This window comes from Shewanella spartinae, from assembly GCF_019457555.1.
In the GTDB taxonomy this organism is placed as follows: domain Bacteria; phylum Pseudomonadota; class Gammaproteobacteria; order Enterobacterales; family Shewanellaceae; genus Shewanella; species Shewanella loihica.
This window is the reverse complement of sequence record NZ_CP080418.1, coordinates 3,195,128-3,213,243: the sequence shown is the minus strand read 5'-3', so window position 1 is coordinate 3,213,243 and position 18,116 is coordinate 3,195,128. Positions and strand designations below refer to the sequence as shown.

Annotated in this window: 16 protein-coding genes; 5 read left to right on the top strand and 11 right to left on the bottom strand. The window is 51.0% G+C overall.

Annotation, left to right across the window (positions count from 1 at the left end; all coding sequences use genetic code 11):
- Positions 1–74 precede the first annotated feature (74 nt).
- Positions 75–881 carry a molybdate ABC transporter substrate-binding protein gene (locus tag K0I31_RS13970; protein ID WP_220078777.1) on the bottom strand — a complete coding sequence of 269 codons (807 nt, stop codon included), beginning with the start codon at positions 879–881 and terminating at the stop codon, positions 75–77.
- Positions 882–1,276: 395 nt separating this feature from the next.
- Between K0I31_RS13970 and K0I31_RS13965 the strand changes: the two genes are divergently transcribed.
- Positions 1,277–1,867 carry a lipid-binding SYLF domain-containing protein gene (locus K0I31_RS13965; RefSeq protein WP_220078776.1) on the top strand — a complete coding sequence of 197 codons (591 nt, stop codon included), beginning with the start codon at positions 1,277–1,279 and terminating at the stop codon, positions 1,865–1,867.
- Positions 1,868–2,337: 470 nt separating this feature from the next.
- Positions 2,338–2,925, top strand: coding sequence for a lipid-binding SYLF domain-containing protein (locus K0I31_RS13960; protein WP_220078775.1), 588 nt, complete (start codon positions 2,338–2,340; stop codon positions 2,923–2,925).
- A gap of 57 nt (positions 2,926–2,982) precedes the next feature.
- Here the strand turns inward: K0I31_RS13960 and K0I31_RS20130 are convergent, their stop codons facing one another.
- From K0I31_RS20130 to K0I31_RS13915, 10 genes are all read right to left on the bottom strand, one after another.
- Positions 2,983–3,114 (bottom strand): hypothetical protein, encoded by a 132-nt coding sequence (locus tag K0I31_RS20130; protein WP_258406501.1) that lies wholly within the window; start codon positions 3,112–3,114, stop codon positions 2,983–2,985.
- A 220-nt stretch (positions 3,115–3,334) separates the two neighbouring features.
- A complete protein-coding gene (locus tag K0I31_RS13955; protein ID WP_220078774.1) occupies positions 3,335–4,309 on the bottom strand; it encodes an amino acid ABC transporter in 975 nt (324 codons plus the stop codon).
- A gap of 133 nt (positions 4,310–4,442) precedes the next feature.
- Positions 4,443–4,694, bottom strand: a complete 252-nt coding sequence (locus K0I31_RS13950) for a hypothetical protein (protein WP_220080858.1) — start codon at positions 4,692–4,694, stop codon at positions 4,443–4,445.
- A gap of 148 nt (positions 4,695–4,842) precedes the next feature.
- The gene (locus K0I31_RS13945) at positions 4,843–6,477 is read right to left on the bottom strand and encodes a methyl-accepting chemotaxis protein (protein WP_220078773.1); all 1,635 of its coding nucleotides are present in this window, start codon (positions 6,475–6,477) and stop codon (positions 4,843–4,845) included.
- A gap of 163 nt (positions 6,478–6,640) precedes the next feature.
- The gene (locus tag K0I31_RS13940; protein ID WP_220042974.1) at positions 6,641–7,768 is read right to left on the bottom strand and encodes a hypothetical protein; all 1,128 of its coding nucleotides are present in this window, start codon (positions 7,766–7,768) and stop codon (positions 6,641–6,643) included.
- Positions 7,769–8,029: 261 nt separating this feature from the next.
- On the bottom strand, positions 8,030–9,289 hold the full coding sequence (locus K0I31_RS13935; protein ID WP_258406500.1) for an MFS transporter: 1,260 nt from the start codon (positions 9,287–9,289) through the stop codon (positions 8,030–8,032).
- Positions 9,290–9,716: 427 nt separating this feature from the next.
- The gene (locus K0I31_RS13930) at positions 9,717–10,004 is read right to left on the bottom strand and encodes a ferredoxin family protein (RefSeq protein ID WP_011866477.1); all 288 of its coding nucleotides are present in this window, start codon (positions 10,002–10,004) and stop codon (positions 9,717–9,719) included.
- Complete coding sequence (fixC, locus tag K0I31_RS13925; RefSeq protein ID WP_220078771.1) at positions 10,001–11,293, bottom strand: FAD-dependent oxidoreductase FixC; 1,293 nt, start codon at positions 11,291–11,293, stop codon at positions 10,001–10,003. Before fixC ends, K0I31_RS13930 begins: the two co-directional genes overlap by 4 nt.
- Before the next feature lie 66 nt (positions 11,294–11,359).
- Positions 11,360–12,301, bottom strand: coding sequence for an FAD-binding protein (locus K0I31_RS13920; protein WP_220078770.1), 942 nt, complete (start codon positions 12,299–12,301; stop codon positions 11,360–11,362).
- Positions 12,302–12,315: 14 nt separating this feature from the next.
- Positions 12,316–13,089 carry an electron transfer flavoprotein FixA gene (locus K0I31_RS13915; protein ID WP_220078769.1) on the bottom strand — a complete coding sequence of 258 codons (774 nt, stop codon included), beginning with the start codon at positions 13,087–13,089 and terminating at the stop codon, positions 12,316–12,318.
- 906 nt (positions 13,090–13,995) lie between these two features.
- Here K0I31_RS13915 and caiT point away from each other — a divergent pair.
- The 3 genes from caiT to caiB all read left to right on the top strand — a co-directional run bounded on the left by caiT (position 13,996) and on the right by caiB (position 18,113).
- Positions 13,996–15,540 (top strand): L-carnitine/gamma-butyrobetaine antiporter, encoded by a 1,545-nt coding sequence (gene caiT / locus K0I31_RS13910; protein ID WP_011866473.1) that lies wholly within the window; start codon positions 13,996–13,998, stop codon positions 15,538–15,540.
- A 49-nt stretch (positions 15,541–15,589) separates the two neighbouring features.
- Entirely contained in the window at positions 15,590–16,726 is a 1,137-nt protein-coding gene (gene caiA, locus K0I31_RS13905) for a crotonobetainyl-CoA dehydrogenase (protein ID WP_011866472.1), read from the top strand.
- Positions 16,727–16,886: 160 nt separating this feature from the next.
- Complete coding sequence (gene caiB / locus K0I31_RS13900; RefSeq protein ID WP_220078768.1) at positions 16,887–18,113, top strand: L-carnitine CoA-transferase; 1,227 nt, start codon at positions 16,887–16,889, stop codon at positions 18,111–18,113.
- Positions 18,114–18,116 lie beyond the last annotated feature (3 nt).

The following is an 18,116-nucleotide window of genomic DNA, read 5'->3' as shown; positions in this document are numbered from 1 at the left end:
CAGCCCTTTTTGCTGTAAGGACTTAGTTGTTAGGACTTATTTATTAGGAATTAGTTGTTAGGACTGAGTAGTTGCTAGGGCAGAGTTGGGGTATCAAAGCCGTAGCTGGCCAGAATTTTTTGCCCCTGTGGTGACAGGATAAAGAGCGCCAGATCCGCCGCATGGGGCTGCGCATCCTGAATGACGGTCAGGCCGTAGTTGGCGCCGACACTGAGGTTTTCAGGTAGCTGCACTATCTTGAGGGGCTTGACCTCTTTCTGCGCCAGCACGGCGTTGGTGCAGTAGGTGAGGAAGATATCCGCCCGCTTGTTCTCCATTACCCAGCCGTAGGGATTACGGCCTTTAGGTGGCTTAGCACTGTCCGGGCCACCGGTTAGCTTAAGTGCCTTGGCTTCCAGCTGCTGCTGGGCGCCGGATGAGATGGCCTCGGCGCGCTCGAACACCTTAAAGGCGTAGTCACCGGCGGGGTCTGCCTTAGGGGTCGAGGTGCCAAGACGTATCTTGCTATTGAGCATCTGGGTCAGCAGAGTCTCGCTTGAGAGTTCGACCTCTGGCTGCGCCAGGGCGCAGAGCTTGTTACGGGCAAACATCACCACATCGCCGCTGCGGGAAGCTTGGCTCAAAGTAGTAGGATGTTTCATGTTGGCCGAGGCAAAGAGATCCACCTTCTCACCGGACTCGATACGCGCTCTAAGCAGTCCAGATGGGGCAAACTGAGGGGCAACCTCGCTATGGCCCTTGGCCTGATAGGCGCCAATCACCTCTGTCATGGCGGCCTTGAGGCTGCCGGCGGCGCGAAATTCGATGGGCGCCTCATGGGCCGTTACCTGAGCGCTCATGCCTGCGATGAAAAGCGTGCTTAGAAACCACTGATATTTCATGATTAAAATCCCTGTTTGTCATAGATTGGCCTATCAAACCCGAGATTTCGCCCCTGGGCAATAGACGGCTTTAGGCAGGAAGTTAACTTGCTACAGGGATCGCTGAATTAAGTGGTGGGCGAGACAAAATGTCGCGCCTTGGATTTACCAAGTTATGGATGGCGCACTTATGAACAGCCTGCTTCAATCACAGCTTAGCTTTCCCTTATTCTCAACATTTTTTAGCTTCAACATCCCTAGCCTTAACATCTCATGAGCTTTGCATCGGCAGGGTCTCTATAGGGCTTATATTCCTGGATAAATTTTGTTCGGCACCAATTTGATTTATTGGATTTTCACTTCTATAAATTAGTGTTATTTCAAATATTAATGCTGAAATGAATGAGGGGATAAGGATGTTTACATTGTCGATGAAAACGCCATTTATGGCGGCTATCTTGGTTACACTCATTGCCGGTTGTGCCACAGGCAATACACCCGAGGCGAAGAAGGAAAATGCCCGTAAGGAGACCCAGGAGGCCCTTGCGAGTATCTACGCCGAGCATCCAGCTGCCAAATCGGCCGTGGCGAGTTCGATTGCTCACGTGGTCTGTACCGGCAGCAACAGTTATCTGTTTGCGCTATCGACGGGGGGTGGTGGTATCTGCGTGCTCAGCGAAGGCGGCAAGAACAGCTACTATCGCTTCGCGACGGGCGGCGTTGGCGCGGGGATTGGCTGGAAACAGGTGGCTTTCGTGCAAGCCTTCATGAAGCCAGACGCGCTGCAGCGATTCAAGGACTCTGGTTATGAGGGTCAGGCCCAAGCCGAAGCCAGCGCCAAGTATGAGGAGAGTGGCGATCAGATGTCGGCCAATCAATCTGCGGATCTCGATGGGGTGAAAACCTATCAGATCAATTTGATGGGGGCGGCGGCGCAGGCGACGGTGCAAGGCTATAAATACTGGCCGACAGACTTTACCGATGATTTCATCGAGAAAGATAAGTAGCGGCTATTTGGCCGAGACAATCGCCAGTCTGACTGGCGATTGCAGGCGAGTCTGATTAACTCCCACTCTTAGTATTCAGTTTTAGCTTTAGCGCTAGTCTTAACTCTAGCCCTAACTTTAAACTCTAGTGTTGGCCTAGCGACAGCTATTTAACTGACTACTCGTTTCGTTTGATTCACCCATTTAGCTCATCCCGATTAGTTCATTCCCTTTCGCTTATCCATACGCTTGTATCGACTCTGGCTTATTGCCTTCGATGTTCCATCACTCAAACTATCTTCATTATTAATACACTTTAGATTTATCTATTATTCAATCGGGTAGATTTGCTGCTGAGCTCTCACAATTGACCATCTGTTTTGCATTGTTTAAATGCCTGGATATATTACGCGGAAACTTTATATGTTCTTTATATTCAATTGGTTAAAACGTTTTTGCGTATTTCGCGCAGGCGTTAATAGAGAGTTGGTATGTTTACAATTTCGACAAGAAAAACACTTTTGGCTTTTATCGGGATAACACTTGTTGCTGGCTGCGCTACAGGCAATACGCCCGAGGCGAAGAAGGCCAATGCCCGTCAGGAGACCCAGGAGGCGTTGACAAGTATCTACGCAAAGCATCCGGGGGCTAAGCGCGCGGTGGCGAACTCGGTTGCCCACGTGGTCTGCACCGGCAGTAACAGTTATCTGTTTGCGCTATCGACGGGGGGCGGTATCTGTGTGCTGAGCGAAGGTCGCAAAAACAGCTACTATCGCTTCGCGACAGGCGGCGTTGGTGCCGGGATCGGCTGGAAGCAGGTGGCCTTCGTGCAGGCCTTCATGAAGCCTGATGCCCTGAAAAGATTTAAGGACTCAGGCTATGAGGGCCAAGCCCAGGCGGAGGCCAGTGCCAAATATGAGGAGAGTGGCGATCAGGTGTCGGCCAATCAGTCGGTGGATCTCGACGGCGTAAAAACCTATCAGGTTAATTTGATGGGGGCGGCGGCGCAGGCGACCGTACAAGGCTATAAGTACTGGCCGACCGACTTCAGCGAAGATTTCATGCAAAATCGGCAGTGATCTCTGCCTTGCCGAGACAACCGCCAGCGAGCCTAGCGATTGACGATTAGTTAGCGCTTAGTAGAGCAGCAGGCCGATCAACTGGCCGAAGAAAAATGCGGTGAGACACAAGAGTCCCAACAACGCCAGAGCGACGAGTGGTTTTAGTAATTCGGGGGTGGCGTCCCATGCCTTGAGTAGTGAGTTCATCCTTGTTTCCTCATGCCAATTTGTGCTTTCCATTTCGCTTATCCATTAGCCTTCACCGACGCAGTTTAGTCTAGTGAGCGATCGATGCAACAGGCCAAACTTGGATTTGGCCTTAGCTTATAGCCAGTCATAGCATAATCGCAGATTGTGACACAATAAAGTCGCAGGAACTGCCTAAGCAGTTGCTCAAGCCGGTATTCAGTCACTCAAGTCATTCAAGTCATTGACTGTGTGAGGCGGAAGTCACATCAGTGGCTTGGCTTGGCGCGAAAAAGCTCTCTCTTATCCTTTCTGTCTCGCCGCTGGCACGCATTCTCTCCAGTTCGTCGGCCAGGGCGTGAGCCTTACTGCCGGGCGTCAACAAGAGTCTTCTGTTGGCGATGGAGTCGGCTTGGCTGGGATCGTAATCAGGATTGGGTGAGGCCTTAAAATAGCGACTCGCCCGTGAAAATCCCAGATACATGTCGCGCATCGGCTCGCAACATTCTGGGTGAAGCTTGAGCTCGGGATGGGGATGGTGGGCCAGTTCAAACCTTAAGGTGGTCTCATCATAGCTGAAGAAGTCGCCCTTCCGGGCAATCAGTAGCTCAAAGGCCTGGGCGGCATCCATCTCCGGCGGACGACGGGTGATTATGCCCTTAGGAATACCATCGAGATCATAGCCCCCGGGTGAGATGAGTAGCACATAGGGGGTGCCGACCAACTCGTTAAGGGAGCCGATTTGTGCTAGGTCTTTGTGGCTGATCCCTGTGTAACGCTCATAGAGGCCATTGGCAATGAAGTAGCTGTACTGATTACGCTTTTGTGTAAAACCAAAGCCCGGATAAAAGTCCACCTTGCCCAGACGCATTTCTCTGAGTATCCGCTTCTTGGGAGCCCTGAGCACCTTGAGGGTACAACCTATTCGTTCGCTGGCTACCTGGTATAGGGCGAGATAGAGACCCTGGTCATTCGGCTCGGCATGTATGTAAGGCAGGCGCTCGCTGGTGCGATAGCCCATGGTGAGTTCGCAGGAGGCGGCGTTAGCGCTGAGTGTTAGGGCAAATGTAAGCGTGAGTGTAAGCGCGAGTGTATGGGCTAGTGACAAGGAGGGCTTATGAGGGATGCGTGCGAGTCGACCTATTAGACTCTTCAGGCCAGCAGTCTGCCCAGGACTTGCCTGTAACAACCTTGCTGCTCGCTTGGTTAATCCCATGGCCAATCATCCCTTTTATGCATTGAATCCCTTTTTACTGCCAACTTTAATCGATTTGCGTCAAGTTGTGCCTAGTCGCGCCGAGAGTGGCGTAGGCCGAATGATAAATTTAGCTTATCTTGCAATTGGTTAGCTATTTCATTGTTGCCTTGCCACCAATTATCTTAAAAGCGGGTACGCCTCTAATCAAGGTATCGCGGGCAAAACACTGCTCGCAGTTTGGGCAATGGCAGGGCATGTGCGTATCATCTTCTACGATGCGCTCCTTGAAGCATTTGACCAAGACACCTTTACCGCCCTTACGATACTTAAACAGCCGGGTCTTACACTGGGCACAGAAAATTTCGACGGTGCGACTGGGCGCTTTCTTGTTGGGGCGGGCCATGGCTGTTTTGTTATTTTTAGTGGTTAAAGTTGAAGCTACTAGAGAATGAATTGTCATTGTATTGCAATCTTATCCGTTAAGCGAAACAGAAAGGCCCTGGGGTCAATACCACAGGGCCAGATATCTATCATCGCAGCGGGAGGGAACCCTAGGTCGTTTGAAAGTGATCGACCATGGTTTTTAGTTCCAGCGAGAGTTGGCTCAACTCAATACAGGCCTGGGCCGTCTGGCTGGCACCCTGAGCAGCCTCCGCCGAGGAGACATTGATTCGCTCTATGTTTTGGCTGAGGTTTTCGGTCACCGAGTTTTGTTCGCTACAAGCGCTGGCGATCTGAATGTTCATCGCCGCAATCTGTGCAACGGCGACTTCGATTTCGCTTATCTTATCGCCGGCTGCCAGGCTCTGTGACACACAGCGACGAATCATCTCACAACTTTGTTTGGTGGCGCTGCCGGCCTCGACGGCTCTTTGTTGCAGCTTCTCGATAATCTCCACTATCTGACGAGTAGAATCTTGAGTCCTGCCGGCCAGGGTTCTCACCTCGTCGGCAACTACAGCAAAGCCTCTGCCTTGCTCGCCGGCCCGTGCGGCCTCGATGGCGGCATTGAGCGCCAGCAGGTTTGTTTGTTCGGCGATACCGCCTATCACGTCTACGACCATGGAAATACTGGCAGAGTCCTTCTCCAGTTGCGCCACCATTACTCCGGCCTCGTCGATCACAGTGGAGACCCGTTCGATGGCCTGGATATTATGTTTGACCTCTTGGTTGCCTCGGTCGGCAAAGTCATTGGCGGCGTTGGCCGATGTAGAGGCGTCCTCTGTATTCATGGCGACTTCATTGACCGTGGCCTGCATCTGCTGCATTGCCGTGGCGACCATAGTGATTTCACTTTGCTGCGCAGCCATGCCTTGAGAAGACTGGGTAGAGATGGCGCTGACCTCTTCGATAGAGGTGCTTAGCTGCTCTACCGCGGCACTGATCTGAGTTACCAAGGCCGTTAAATTGTTTTGCATGCTGATACAGGTATCGGCTAGTTGGCCGAATTCGTCTGTGCCTATCTGCTTACGATCTATGTTGTAGGTCAGATCACCACTGGCAATCGCCTGAGCCATCTGCATCACGGCATGCAGCGGTGCGCGAATCTGCCTGCCCAGTAAAAGTGTCATCAATGCCATAAGGACAATTACGGCGGCGATACCTATATAGGTTTTAATGGAGGTGCGACTCACACCTTCTAGGGTGCTGACTCTGTCGGCTTCGGTACGGGTCACATTGATGGCGGTAAGCTGGTTTAGGGCTTCTTGCATCTTATTGAACTGCTTGTATGAACTGAGCAGGTAAGTGTTTGCCCCGGCTAAATCTTGTTTCAACACTATCTCGTTAAAGCCACTCTGGGCGGCGAGGTAATCGCGCCAATGTGTTCTTGCCAGTATAAACGCCTGACGCTCGGCGTCGGTTTTAATGGCTTTCTCGTAGGAGTCGATCATCCTAGTGACATCTTGGATCATATCGTCTGTCGTTTGCATCCAGCTCTTCATTTCGGGGTCGCCAATACTGGGAAGAAAACTGAATTGATCTCGGCGAATGAAGATAGTGACAAACTTAATTTTCTCGACCAGCAAGACGTTGGGCAGCACCTCATCCGTCAGGGTGAGAATATTGTCACGTGTTTGATTGAGTCCCGAAATTAGCATCATGCTGAGAGCCACGATGGCAACGGCGATACAGCTAAAGGCGAGCGCTATCTTGTGATTAACGGCTAGGTTTTTAAGCTTGAACATGCGCTGATAACCTCATTGATAAATTAAAAAAAGCCTTCGACGGGGCGAAGGCTGGGCCAAAAGCTATTCGTACAGCGTTAAACGAACTCGGAGCCGACCCTAAAGGTGGTCATCGACTATCGAATGAGGGTGGCGTCCGATAGTCGATAGACCACACTGGCGGTTAGAAATAGTAGGCCATGCTGATATTGATGCGCTTGTCCCAATCGTTGCCGACTTCGGGCAGGCCGACATGGTCGTTGTTAGCGGTAGAGAAGGTCATGTTTTTACCCATGATGAAGTCGATATGGGTGTAAGTCGGACCGGCAGATAGTGCGGCGCCTAATACGTTCTGCATACTGTTGTCGTAGGTGTCATCATCTACGTCCGGCGTCATCAGGCCGAAATCGTTGTAGAACTTGATACTGCCCCAATCAGTGGCAATAGTCTTGGCGATGTTCAGGTTGTAGATCTGGCCTTTCGATGCTACTTCGTACTGCCAACTCACCACGGAGACGGCGATCTTGTTGTCATCGACCGCATCGGCGGCATTGAACTCATATTGCATTGCCTGTAGCTGAATGTTCCAGCCGTCGAATACTGTGTTGAGGTGAGCCGCAACGGCGTAGCGATCACCGTTATTGCCTGTCTTGGCGTTGTAGATCTGACCCGCTTCTAATGATGCACCTATAGTGGTGGTGCCGCCCTGATGTTCGACAGTGTAGGTCTGGCGCAGGTTGATCTGATTGGTTTCTTCGTTGTTGTATTCGGTGCCATTGATGGTGCCTGTGTAGAGATCGGCGGCATAGCGTTTGTTTTCAGTTGGGCCATACTCGGCGCCTTTGTAAAAGGCCATGTCGGTATGCCAGCCGTTGCGTTCGAAGGTCGCCTTCACACCAATGTCATAGTCGTCTTCGAAGCCCAGGTAGTAGGGCAGGCCGAACCAATAGCTATTTGAAATATAATCACGGTTGCCGAAAGGTACCTGGTTGATACCCATCTGTAGTTGCCACTCTGGGTTGAGATCATAGAAGGCGTAACCATACTTGATGTAGTTGGTGCCAGAGGTGAAACGATAGTCAGATTTCAATCCCCAATTACCCAGTTTGCCATCAAATCTTAGCGAGGCCATATCGAAGGTAAAGTCACCGCCTTTGTCTTTAGAACTCTCGCTATAGTCTTTATAAGCATAATTAATACGCACGGCGCCGTGAATATTAATACCATCTTCTTCTGCGGCTAAGGTATTGAAACTACTGAGCGCCATGGCGCTGGCTAAAATAGAAAGGCAAAATGTTGTTTTATTCATCATCGTATATCCAATTTAAATTTTAAACTGTGTTGCTTTATGTTTGTTTGTTACTTTTTAAACTTTATTGATGTAGCGCTTTATATATCTTGTGTTTTCCAAGGTGTGCAAAACCTCCTTACCTGAACTCTGCAAGAGTGGTAATAATTTATTGAATGTTTTATTTCTGATTAATTAACTATCGAAAGCGTTATTTATTAAGCTGTCTGTATTGTCCTATTCTTCATGCCGATAATACTCGTCATTCATCCAGTTAGGATGGTGCTACTCAAAGTCCACCGAGCTGGTGGTCTCCAGTGTCAGCCCCTTGGTTTCCGGCGCCATAAAGACGGAAACCAGTAGCCCAAGCAGGGAGATCGCCGCGCCAACTAGCAGGGTGGCCGAGATGCCATAGGTCGCCATAAACAGTGGTAAGCCATAGGTGGACACGATAGTGCCTATACGGCTGAAAGACATCACGGCACCAACCGCCGAGGCGCGTATCTCTGTCGGAAACAGTTCGTTAGGATATAGCCATTGCAAGATCCCCGGGCCACCGGAGAAGAAGGCGTAGATGGCAAATGCGGCAACAATCAGACAGATACTCGGGGTATCCACTATTCCCAGCACCGCCAGGGCGGCTGTCATGATGGCGAAGCTGCCGATGAGCAGGGGGCGACGACCTATGGAGTTAAGCCAGTACATGGCCGGAATGCAGCCCGCCATGAAAAAGATGCTGATGACAATATTTCCAAGGGCGGCATCTTTACCGTCGGTGAAGCCCAAGAGTTCGATGATCTCCGGGCCAAAGGTATAGATAGCGAACATAGGGATCACCTGGCAGGTCCAGATAATGCCGACAAACAGGATACGTTTTAAATAAACTGCCTCGAATAACTTGCTGTATTTAGTCTGCTCTGCAGTCTCAAAATTCAGGCTGATATCTTTGCCGAAAAATTGGTGCATCACCTGTTTGCACTCTTCGATACGGCCTTTCTTCAGCAGCCACCTGGGAGATTCCGGCAGGTGGAAGCGTCCGAGCAAGATAACCAGGCAGGGGACGATAGCGCTGCCAAACATCCAGCGCCATCCATCGGTGACATCGTATAGCAGATAGCCCACCATATTGGCGGCGGTCGCGCCCACGTACCACATGGCTGCGATGAAGCCCATGGTAAAGGCGCGTTGTTTCGTTGGGGAAAATTCGGCGACCATAGAGGTAGCGATGGGGTAATCGGCGCCTATGACTATGCCAATCAAGAAACGCAATATCACCAGTTCTATGGGAGAGGAGACGAACATGGTTGCGAAAGAGAGCACAGCGATGGCAATGATATCTATCATGAACATCAGTTTGCGCCCAAAGAGATCGGCGACATAACCAAATAGCGCCGTACCGATAAACAGGCCGACCAGGGTCGCGGCTCCTACCAGTCCTATCCACTGGGCATCCAGCTCTAGAGCAGGTGTGAGCTGTTGTAGGGCTAATCCTATGATCACTAACACATAACCATCGAGGAAAGGACCCCCACTTCCCCATAACATTATTTTTTTATGAAGCGGAGTAAACTCCAAATCATCGAAACTCTTCTTTGATTTCATGCTTCTAACCACCGACTTAACTTGTTAATTTAAATCACAACTTGTCAGGTTGTGCCGGGCGTTAAAATGTACACAGGTTTAAATTTGTACATTTGATCTTTTTATAATCATCGACCCGCGCTGTTATTTTATCTGGTTTACATTTTGTAAACGGTGATGTAACCAAGTTTTTTGTTCTGTTTTAAAGTCTGTTAATTGTTAATTTATAACTTCGTGATCGGTGTAGGGCTTTGGTTATTTTTATCGCGCGCAATAAAAATTTTATGATTAATATCGTTTCAAGTATTCATTTATTTGAATGGCCGATATCTATTTGCCATATTATTGGCGCGATAATAACGATTAAAGACTTATTTATATCCCAAACGGGTTATCCGTAGCGGTATTCGATACCGAAGGTGCCCCTTGGGTATTCCCATTTCTCTAGAATGGTCTCGCCACAGAGAAACTTACAGGTGCCGCATTCCAGGCAACCAGCGGAGTCGAAACGTATGCTGCCGTCCTGCTCCAGCTTATAGAGGCCCGCAGGGCAGGCGTTTACCAGCTTGCGATACTCCTTAATGTCCGGGTTGTCTTTTAAAATGATGTGCGGGTGTCCCTCATCGACATAGAACTTATTGACACCCAATTTCACGTCGACATTGACTGCTTCGGTCATATTGATGTGACTCCTTTATAACCATCTTTGATTAGGTTCATGAAACCCACCTCTTTGCAGTGTTTCAGCAACGTCTTGCGTAGTGGCTGTGCAGGGGTTCCGTCTATGGTGAACATCTGGTGCATGATGTCGGCGACCATTTTGGGATACTGATTGAAGATGCGCGGCGTCTCCATGAAGGCGGGGAGCTGCTTGTATAGCTTCATATCCTTCATCAGGAAGCTCTCTTCAAGCAGGCTCTGGTAGCTGCTCAGCCCCTGGGCCGAGAAGTCTTGCAGGGCCCGCGCCGAGAGTACTGCTTTGGCCGCAGCCTCACCCGAGGCGATGGCGAGATCCATGCCGCGAACCGTGTAACCGACGTTTAGGCAGAATCCCGCAGCATCGCCGGTGATCAGCACGCCATGGTCAACCAGCTTAGGCACCATGTTGAGACCCGCCTCGGGCACTACATGGCCTGAATATTCCAGTAGCTTGCCACCTTCGATGAGAGGCTTGATGAGCGAGTGATTCTTAAAGTCTTCCAGCATCTGTGGCACGCTCTTATCCGACTCACCTATGCCATGCAGGCCACACACTATGCCTAGGGAGATGCTATTGCGGTTGGTATAGATAAAGCCGCCACCCATCAGGCCATTGGAGGGGGAGCCGGCAAATAGCCAGGCGGCGCCTTCGTCATCCTTGAGGTTAAATCTGTCTTTGATCACCGACTCGGGGAGCTCGATTAGCTCCTTGGCACCGACCGCCATAGCATCGGCGCTTACCTTAGGCTTCACCATGCCTAGCTGTTCGCCCAAAATGGGGTTGACCCCTTCGGCCAAGATCACCGCCTTGGCGGTAAGCTCATCGCCGTCGGCCTTAACACCGATAACCTTGCCATCCTGGGTGAGGATCTCGTCCACTCGGATCCCTGTGATGAACTGAGCGCCCACCTCTTCGGCCTTGCCCATGAGCCACTGGTCAAACTCACCGCGTAGCAGGGTGTAAGACTCCTGCACCGGGCTCTGATCGCGGCCGTTGTGATAGTCCAGGGTGACGCCGGTATCATCGGTCAGGAAGGTGACCTTTTCCTTGGTGACCTTGCGTTCTATGGGGGCCTCCTTGGCAAAGCTTGGGATGATCTTCTCCAAGCTATGGGCGTAGAGGCGGCCGCCCGTCATGTTTTTGCTGCCGGCGTAATTACCGCGCTCGATCACCAATACATCGGCGCCCTCTTTGGCCAAGACATAGGCGGCGACGCAGCCTGCGAGCCCGGCGCCAACGATGATCGCGTCAAATGCTTCTTCTGACATATCTAGTCACTCTTGTGTTGGGGGAGGGAGGCCGAGCCCTAGGCCCGGCTCTCCGCCTTGATCTGCCTAGCCTTTCATGGCCTGAATAAGGGCTGGCAGTACCTTGTTAATGTCACCTACCAGACCGTAATCCACGTATTGGAAGATCGGCGCGTTCTTATCTTTGTTGACCGCGAGTATGGTTTGAGAACCTAAGGCGCCCACCATGTGCTGGATCTGCCCTGAGATACCCAGGGCAAGGTAGATGTCGGGTTTAAGCATGACACCCGATACGCCCACGTAGCGTTCGCGCTCCATCCACTTCTCGGTCTCGGCGATAGGGCGCGAGCAGCCGAGTTCGGCTTGAATCGCAGTGGCGAGTTCACCAGCCAGAGCCAGGTTGTCCAGGTTGCCGATGCCGCTACCGACGGCGATAACCCGCTTGGCCTTACCCAGATCGACGCTGTTGCCTTGCTTGACGCGGCGCTCGATGCAGCGAATGGCCTGTTTAGGCGCAACGAAAGCTAAGGAGACCCCTTCACCCGTTAGTGAGGTATCGGCAACTTGTGGCTCAAAGGCACCGCTGGCCAGGGTGACTAGGGCCACGGGGGAGGTGATTCTCTCAGTACCTATGGCCAGGCCGCCATAGACCATATGTTTGGCGGTGACGCCTTCATCCAGGCTTACCTCGGTGGCATCGTTGATCAGGCCTGCCTCAAGCTGGACACTGAGTTTTGCTGCCAGTGCCTTGCAGCGTTTGGTGGCCGGAAGCAAAACGAGGGTTGGCTTGTCGCCGTCATTGATCGCTTGGCTCATGGTGGCTGCATAGTCTTCCACCATCTGAGCATCGGCCTTGTTGCCAAGGTAATAGACATGCGTGGCGCCGTAGGAGTAGGCCGTGGCGATATCGGCTTCGCTGCCGATGATAAAGGCAGAGACTTTTTCACCTAAGGCGCGACCACCGGCGATGGTCTCGGGTAGACGTGTGGCAATATCACTAAATACCCATACATTTGATAGTTTGCTCATCGTATTCCCCTCGATTAGTTCATTGCTTTACGTAGATGGTCGGCAAAGGCCGCGATTTGCGTCTCATCGTCACCTTCGACGATGATCTGTGCGCGCTCAGCCTGCTTCGGTGCGACTACACTGATGGCGTCGACCAGTTTAGGTAGCGCTTCCAGCGCCAACGCTTGGGTGTCGAGTGTGGTAACGGGCTTCTTCGCTGCCGCCAGAATTGTCTTCATAGATGGGATCTGCGGCTCATTGATGTCGGCAGAAACTGAGAGCACTGCAGGTAGGTCGATCTCCAGCACTTCAACTTCATCGTCCAGGGCTCTTTCTACCGTTAGAGTGCTGTCCGTGGCCGCCACAATCTTGCTGACGGCATTGATGCAACTGACGTTAAGCAGTTCACCCAATTGCATGCCCACCTGTTGGGCGAATAGATCGCCCGAGCCATCGCCACACAGGATCAGGTCAAACTCGCACTGGCGTGCTGCGCTTGCAAGAACACGTGCGGTTTGATGGGGCAGTAGTGCCCCAAATTGCTCATCGATCACTAGCGTCAGATCGTCAGGACCACGGGAGAGGATATCTTTGCGTGCCTTAGGATTATCCAGTGCTTTGCCGCCAACACTTAGGGCGGTGAGCTGACTGCCTTCAACCATAGCTTTAAGCTGTACACCGGCTTCGACGGCGTTGAGATCGAAAGGGTTAATCTTAGGGGCGGCCTTGTTGGTATCTAGCGAACCGTCACCATTTACCGATATGTCTTGTTCTTCGGGGACCAGTTTATAGCAGGTAATAATTTTCATTATATCTCCAAATTATCAGTGTTTATTTATGGCCTAATCAAAACGATAAAATACTAATTCTGATGATCTGCTGTCGTTGAGTGAGACAGACGTTCTAGAATTCTCATTAATAGAATTAAACATGTAGTCGCTACAGATAGACGATAAATAATTTGTATTTGCCATTCTGTTGATTGACTGTGGGGTAATTATAGGATCATAAATATTTAATCTGATGTTACACGCTTCACATTTATGCTTTGAATTTAATTTTTGCCTGAGAGGGTTTCTAACAGATATATTAGTCAGGCTAATATATCTGGTATTTTTTAGTTTTATTTAAAAGGGTATAAGTATGGCTAATAAGATGATTTAGTTTTTCTTATGACCAGTTAAGCCAAACTTATTCTGTCATTTTTAGATTTACTAATAACCTATTTAGTATTTATTGTTAGTCGTCTTGATTCTAGGTTTTATTATCGCCATCAAGCCGTAAGCTTCTGTATTTTATGGTTTTACTTCCATTGAGTTGTATGGCGTTAGCTGGTTTAACTATGATTTAAATCACTTTTTATTTCTAATTTGATATCGTGAGTACATGTTTTTTGTGACCGTGTCGATGATTGATTATGTCTTATAGATGTCATTTGGACGGTCTGTATTTATGGCTTTTTTATTGATTTTATTTATACGTGATAACGATCACTGAACAATAAGATTGCCTACGTATTATTTAAATGCCTGCTAACCATTTAATTACTCGTTAATTGCGATGTAATTAACGTTGTGTGGTGAAACAAAATAAAAACTGCTTATCAATTGTATGTGGAAGTGTTTGGTCGAGGTCTGCTTGTCGATAAAACATAAATGTACGGATGAAATTGGCTTTTACCTATTGTCCTCCTATAAAGAGGGAGATCTATTAAGATGAACGAAAAAACCATGGGATTTGATCTCGCAGAAGGGAAAAAGAAGAAGGTGACGATTGAACCTAAAATCTTTTTCCCTTCTCTGATTGCCGTGATATTGCTCTCTTACTTGACCGTAAGAGATCTCGATGCGGCCAATGTTGTTATCAAGGAAGTATTTCATTATCTGACCCATTCTTGGGGATGGGCATTTGAGTGGTACATGATTGCCCTGGCCATAGGTTGGGGTTGGCTGGTATGGGGACCCTATGCCAACAACCGTCTGGGTCAGGAAAAACCTGAGTTCAGCACAGGAAGCTGGATCTTCTTGATGTTTGCCTCCTGTACCTCCGCTGCCGTGCTCTACTGGGGCTCGTTAGAGGCATACTACTATCTGACCTACCCGCCATTCGAAATTCAGTCGATGTCGGTACAGGCCAAGGAGCTTGGTGTGGCCTATAGTCTCTTCCACTGGGGCCCCTTGCCTTGGATGGGATATGGCTTCTTTACCGTTGCCTTAGGTTACTTCCTGTTTGTGAAGAAGATGGATGTGGTTCGCCCCAGCGGTACCCTGGCCCCCGTGCTAGGTAAGCATCACAAGGGGATCCTCGGCACATTCATCGACAACATCTATGTGGTAGCACTAATCCTTGCCATGGGCACTAGCCTTGGTTTGGCGACGCCGCTGGTGACCGAATGTATTCAGTGGTTGTTCGGCATTGAGCGCACCATAGAAGTGGATACCTTCGTGATCTCTGTGTGGATCATCTTTAACGCCGTGTGTGTGGCCTTCGGCCTGACTAAGGGCATTAAGATCGCCAGTGACCTGCGCAGCTACCTGAGCATCATCATGCTGTTCTGGGTGTTCCTGATCGGTGCGACCAGCTTTACCGTTAACTACTTCACCGAGTCCGTCGGTGTGATGCTGGCTTACCTGCCACGCATGCTGTTCTATACCAGCTCAATCAGCGCCGACAGCTGGCCACAAGACTGGACCGTATTCTACTGGGCCTGGTGGGTCGTGTATGGCATCCAGATGTGTATCTTCCTGGCTAAGATCTCTCGTGGCCGCACAGTGCGTGAGCTGTGTCTGACCATGGTATTGGGTCTTACCGCTTCTACCTGGTTCCTGTGGACCATCCTCGGTAGTAACACTGTGAACCTGATGCACGAAAGCATCATCAACATGGGCCAGTTGATCCAAGATCATGGGGCGCCACGCGCCATCATCGAGACCTGGGCCGCCTTGCCGATGAGCACTATCACCATGTGGGGCTTCTTCATCCTCTGTTTCCTCGCCACAGTGACTCTGATCAATGCCTGTTCTTACACCCTGGCCATGTCGACCTGTAAGGGCGCCGACGCCGACAACGAGCCACCTGTGTGGATCCGTGTGGGTTGGTCTGTGTTGGTGGGGGTGATCGGTATCGTGTTGCTGTCACTGGGTGGGTTGAAACCCCTGCAAACCGCCATCATTGCCGGCGGGGCGCCGCTGGTGATCGTCAACATCCTGGTGATCATCTCTTTCTTGAAAGATGCACGTAAAAACAATTGGGCTTCTTAATGGGGCCCTCCCACTAAGCAGCCGTTAACTGTAAAGATAGGAATATACGATGGACTTTAAATTAACCGACGAGCAAGAGCTATTCGTTTCTGGTATTCGCGATCTCATGGCGAAGGAGAACTGGGAAAGCTATTTTGCCGAGTGTGACGAAAATAGCCAGTACCCTGAAAGGTTTGTCAAAGAGCTGGCCGAGATGGGTATCGATAGCCTGCTGCTGCCAGAGGAGCACGGTGGCTTCGAAGAGGGCATGGTGACCCTGACGGCGATCTGGGAGGAGCTGGGCCGCCTAGGCGCGCCAACCTATGTACTGTATCAGCTACCTGGCATCGCCACTGTGCTGAGACACGGTAACCAAGATCAGATCGATAAGATCATGGCGCTGCGTGGCACGGGTAAGCAGATGTGGAACTCGGCCATTACCGAACCAAGCGCGGGTTCTGATGTGGGCAGCCTGCTGACCACTTACAAGCGTCGCAACGGCAAGGTCTACCTGACGGGTAGCAAGTGTTTCATCACCAGCGCCGCAGGTATCCCCTATGTGGTCGTGATGGCCAAAGATGCAGACAGCGAGAAGCCAATCTTCACCGAGTGGTTTGTCGACATGACCAAGCCGGGCATCAAGCTGAGCAAGCTACCTAAGCTGGGTCTGAAGATGGACAGCTGCTGCGAGCTGCAGTTCGACGAGGTCGAGCTGGAAGAGTCTGACATGTTCGGTATCGAGGGCAACGGCTTCCTACGTGTGAAGGAGGAGTTCGACTCTGAGCGATTCCTGGTGGCCCTGACCAACTATGGCGCCGCCTACTGCGCCTTCGAAGATGCGGCCAAGTACGCCAACCAGCGCGTACAGTTTGGCGAGACTATCGGTCGCTTCCAGCTGATCCAAGACAAGTTTGCTCACATGGCCATCAAGCTCAACAGCATGAAGAACATGGTCTATGAAACGGCCTGGAAGTGCGATCAAGGCACCATGACATCGGGTGACTCGGCCATGTGTAAATACTTCTGTGCCAATGCCGGCTTCGAGGTGATCGACTCCGCCATGCAGGTACTGGGTGGCTATGCTATCGCCGGTGAACATCGCATCAGTCGTATGTGGCGCGACATCCGCGTCGACCGCGTATCCGGTGGTTCGGATGAGATGCAGATCCTTACCTTAGGCCGCGCCGTGTTGAAACAATATCGCTAAGTGGGGAGGGTAGCGGCGCGGCTCCCAGCGTCGCTGCCCACGGATGGCGGTGTGATGGCCGCCGTCCTCCTCACACTCTATTAAGTTTGTAAATTCGCTACCGCATTGATGCCTTTGCATTGGTGCCGGGGACGGGTTTGTGTAAAAAAGGATGTTAGATATGTCGAAGAAGTTATTTACCCCGCAATTTGGTCCCCTGTCGGGCCTGCGTGTGGTGTTCTCAGGGATTGAAATTGCCGGTCCTTTTGCGGCGCAGATGTTGGCCGAGTGGGGCGCCGAGGTGATCTGGATTGAAAACGTCGCCTACACAGATACCATTCGCGTGCAGCCTCACTATCCAGAGCTGTCGCGTCGTAACCTGCATGCCCTGTCGCTCAATATCTTTAAGGATGAAGGCCGCGATGCCTTCCTTAAGTTGATGGAGACTACAGACATTTTCATCGAGGCCAGTAAGGGCCCTGCCTTTGCCCGTCGTGGCATCACAGATGAGGTGTTATGGCAGCACAATCCTAAATTGGTGGTCGCTCACTTGTCTGGTTTCGGCCAGTACGGCACTGATGAGTACACCAATCTTGCGGCCTACAACACTATCGCCCAGGCCTTCAGTGGTTACCTGATCCAAAACGGCGACAAAGACCAGCCTATGCCCGCTTTCCCATACACCGCAGACTATTTCTCAGGCATGACGGTCACCACAGCGGCCTTGGCGGCCCTGCATAAGGTGCGTGAGACGTGTATCGGCGAGAGTATTGATGTGGCCATGTATGAGGTGATGCTCCGCATGGGGCAGTACTTCATGATGGACTACTTCAACGGCGGCGAAGTCTGCCCGCGCATGACTAAAGGTAAAGATCCTTACTATGCCGGTTGCGGTCTCTACAAGTGTGCCGATGGTTACATCGTCATGGAGCTGGTGGGTGCCATGCAGATTGAAGAGATGTTCAAGGACATGGGCATTAGCCACCTGTGGGCAACGCCCGAGATCCCAGAGGGCACTCAGCTTATCCATAGGGTGGAATGCCCATTTGGCGACGAAGTCGAGACCAGCCTGGACAACTACCTCAACGGCAAGACCATCGAAGCCGTGTTGGCACGCTTTGCCGAGCTGAAGATTGCCTGTGCCAAGGTGCTGACCATCCCAGAGTTGGAAGGAAATCCTCAGTACCAGGCGCGTGAGTCTATCACCGAGTGGACCAACATCGATGGCAAGGCCTACAAGGGCCCTAACGTGATGCCTAAGTTCAAGAACAACCCAGGCAAGATCTGGCGCGGCATGCCTAAGCACGGCATGGATACCGAGGCGATTTTGAGCGATATCGGTTATTCGGCAGAAGAGATCGCGGCGCTGAGCGCCAAGGGTCTTGCCAAGGTGTTTGAAGGTAAGTGAGGC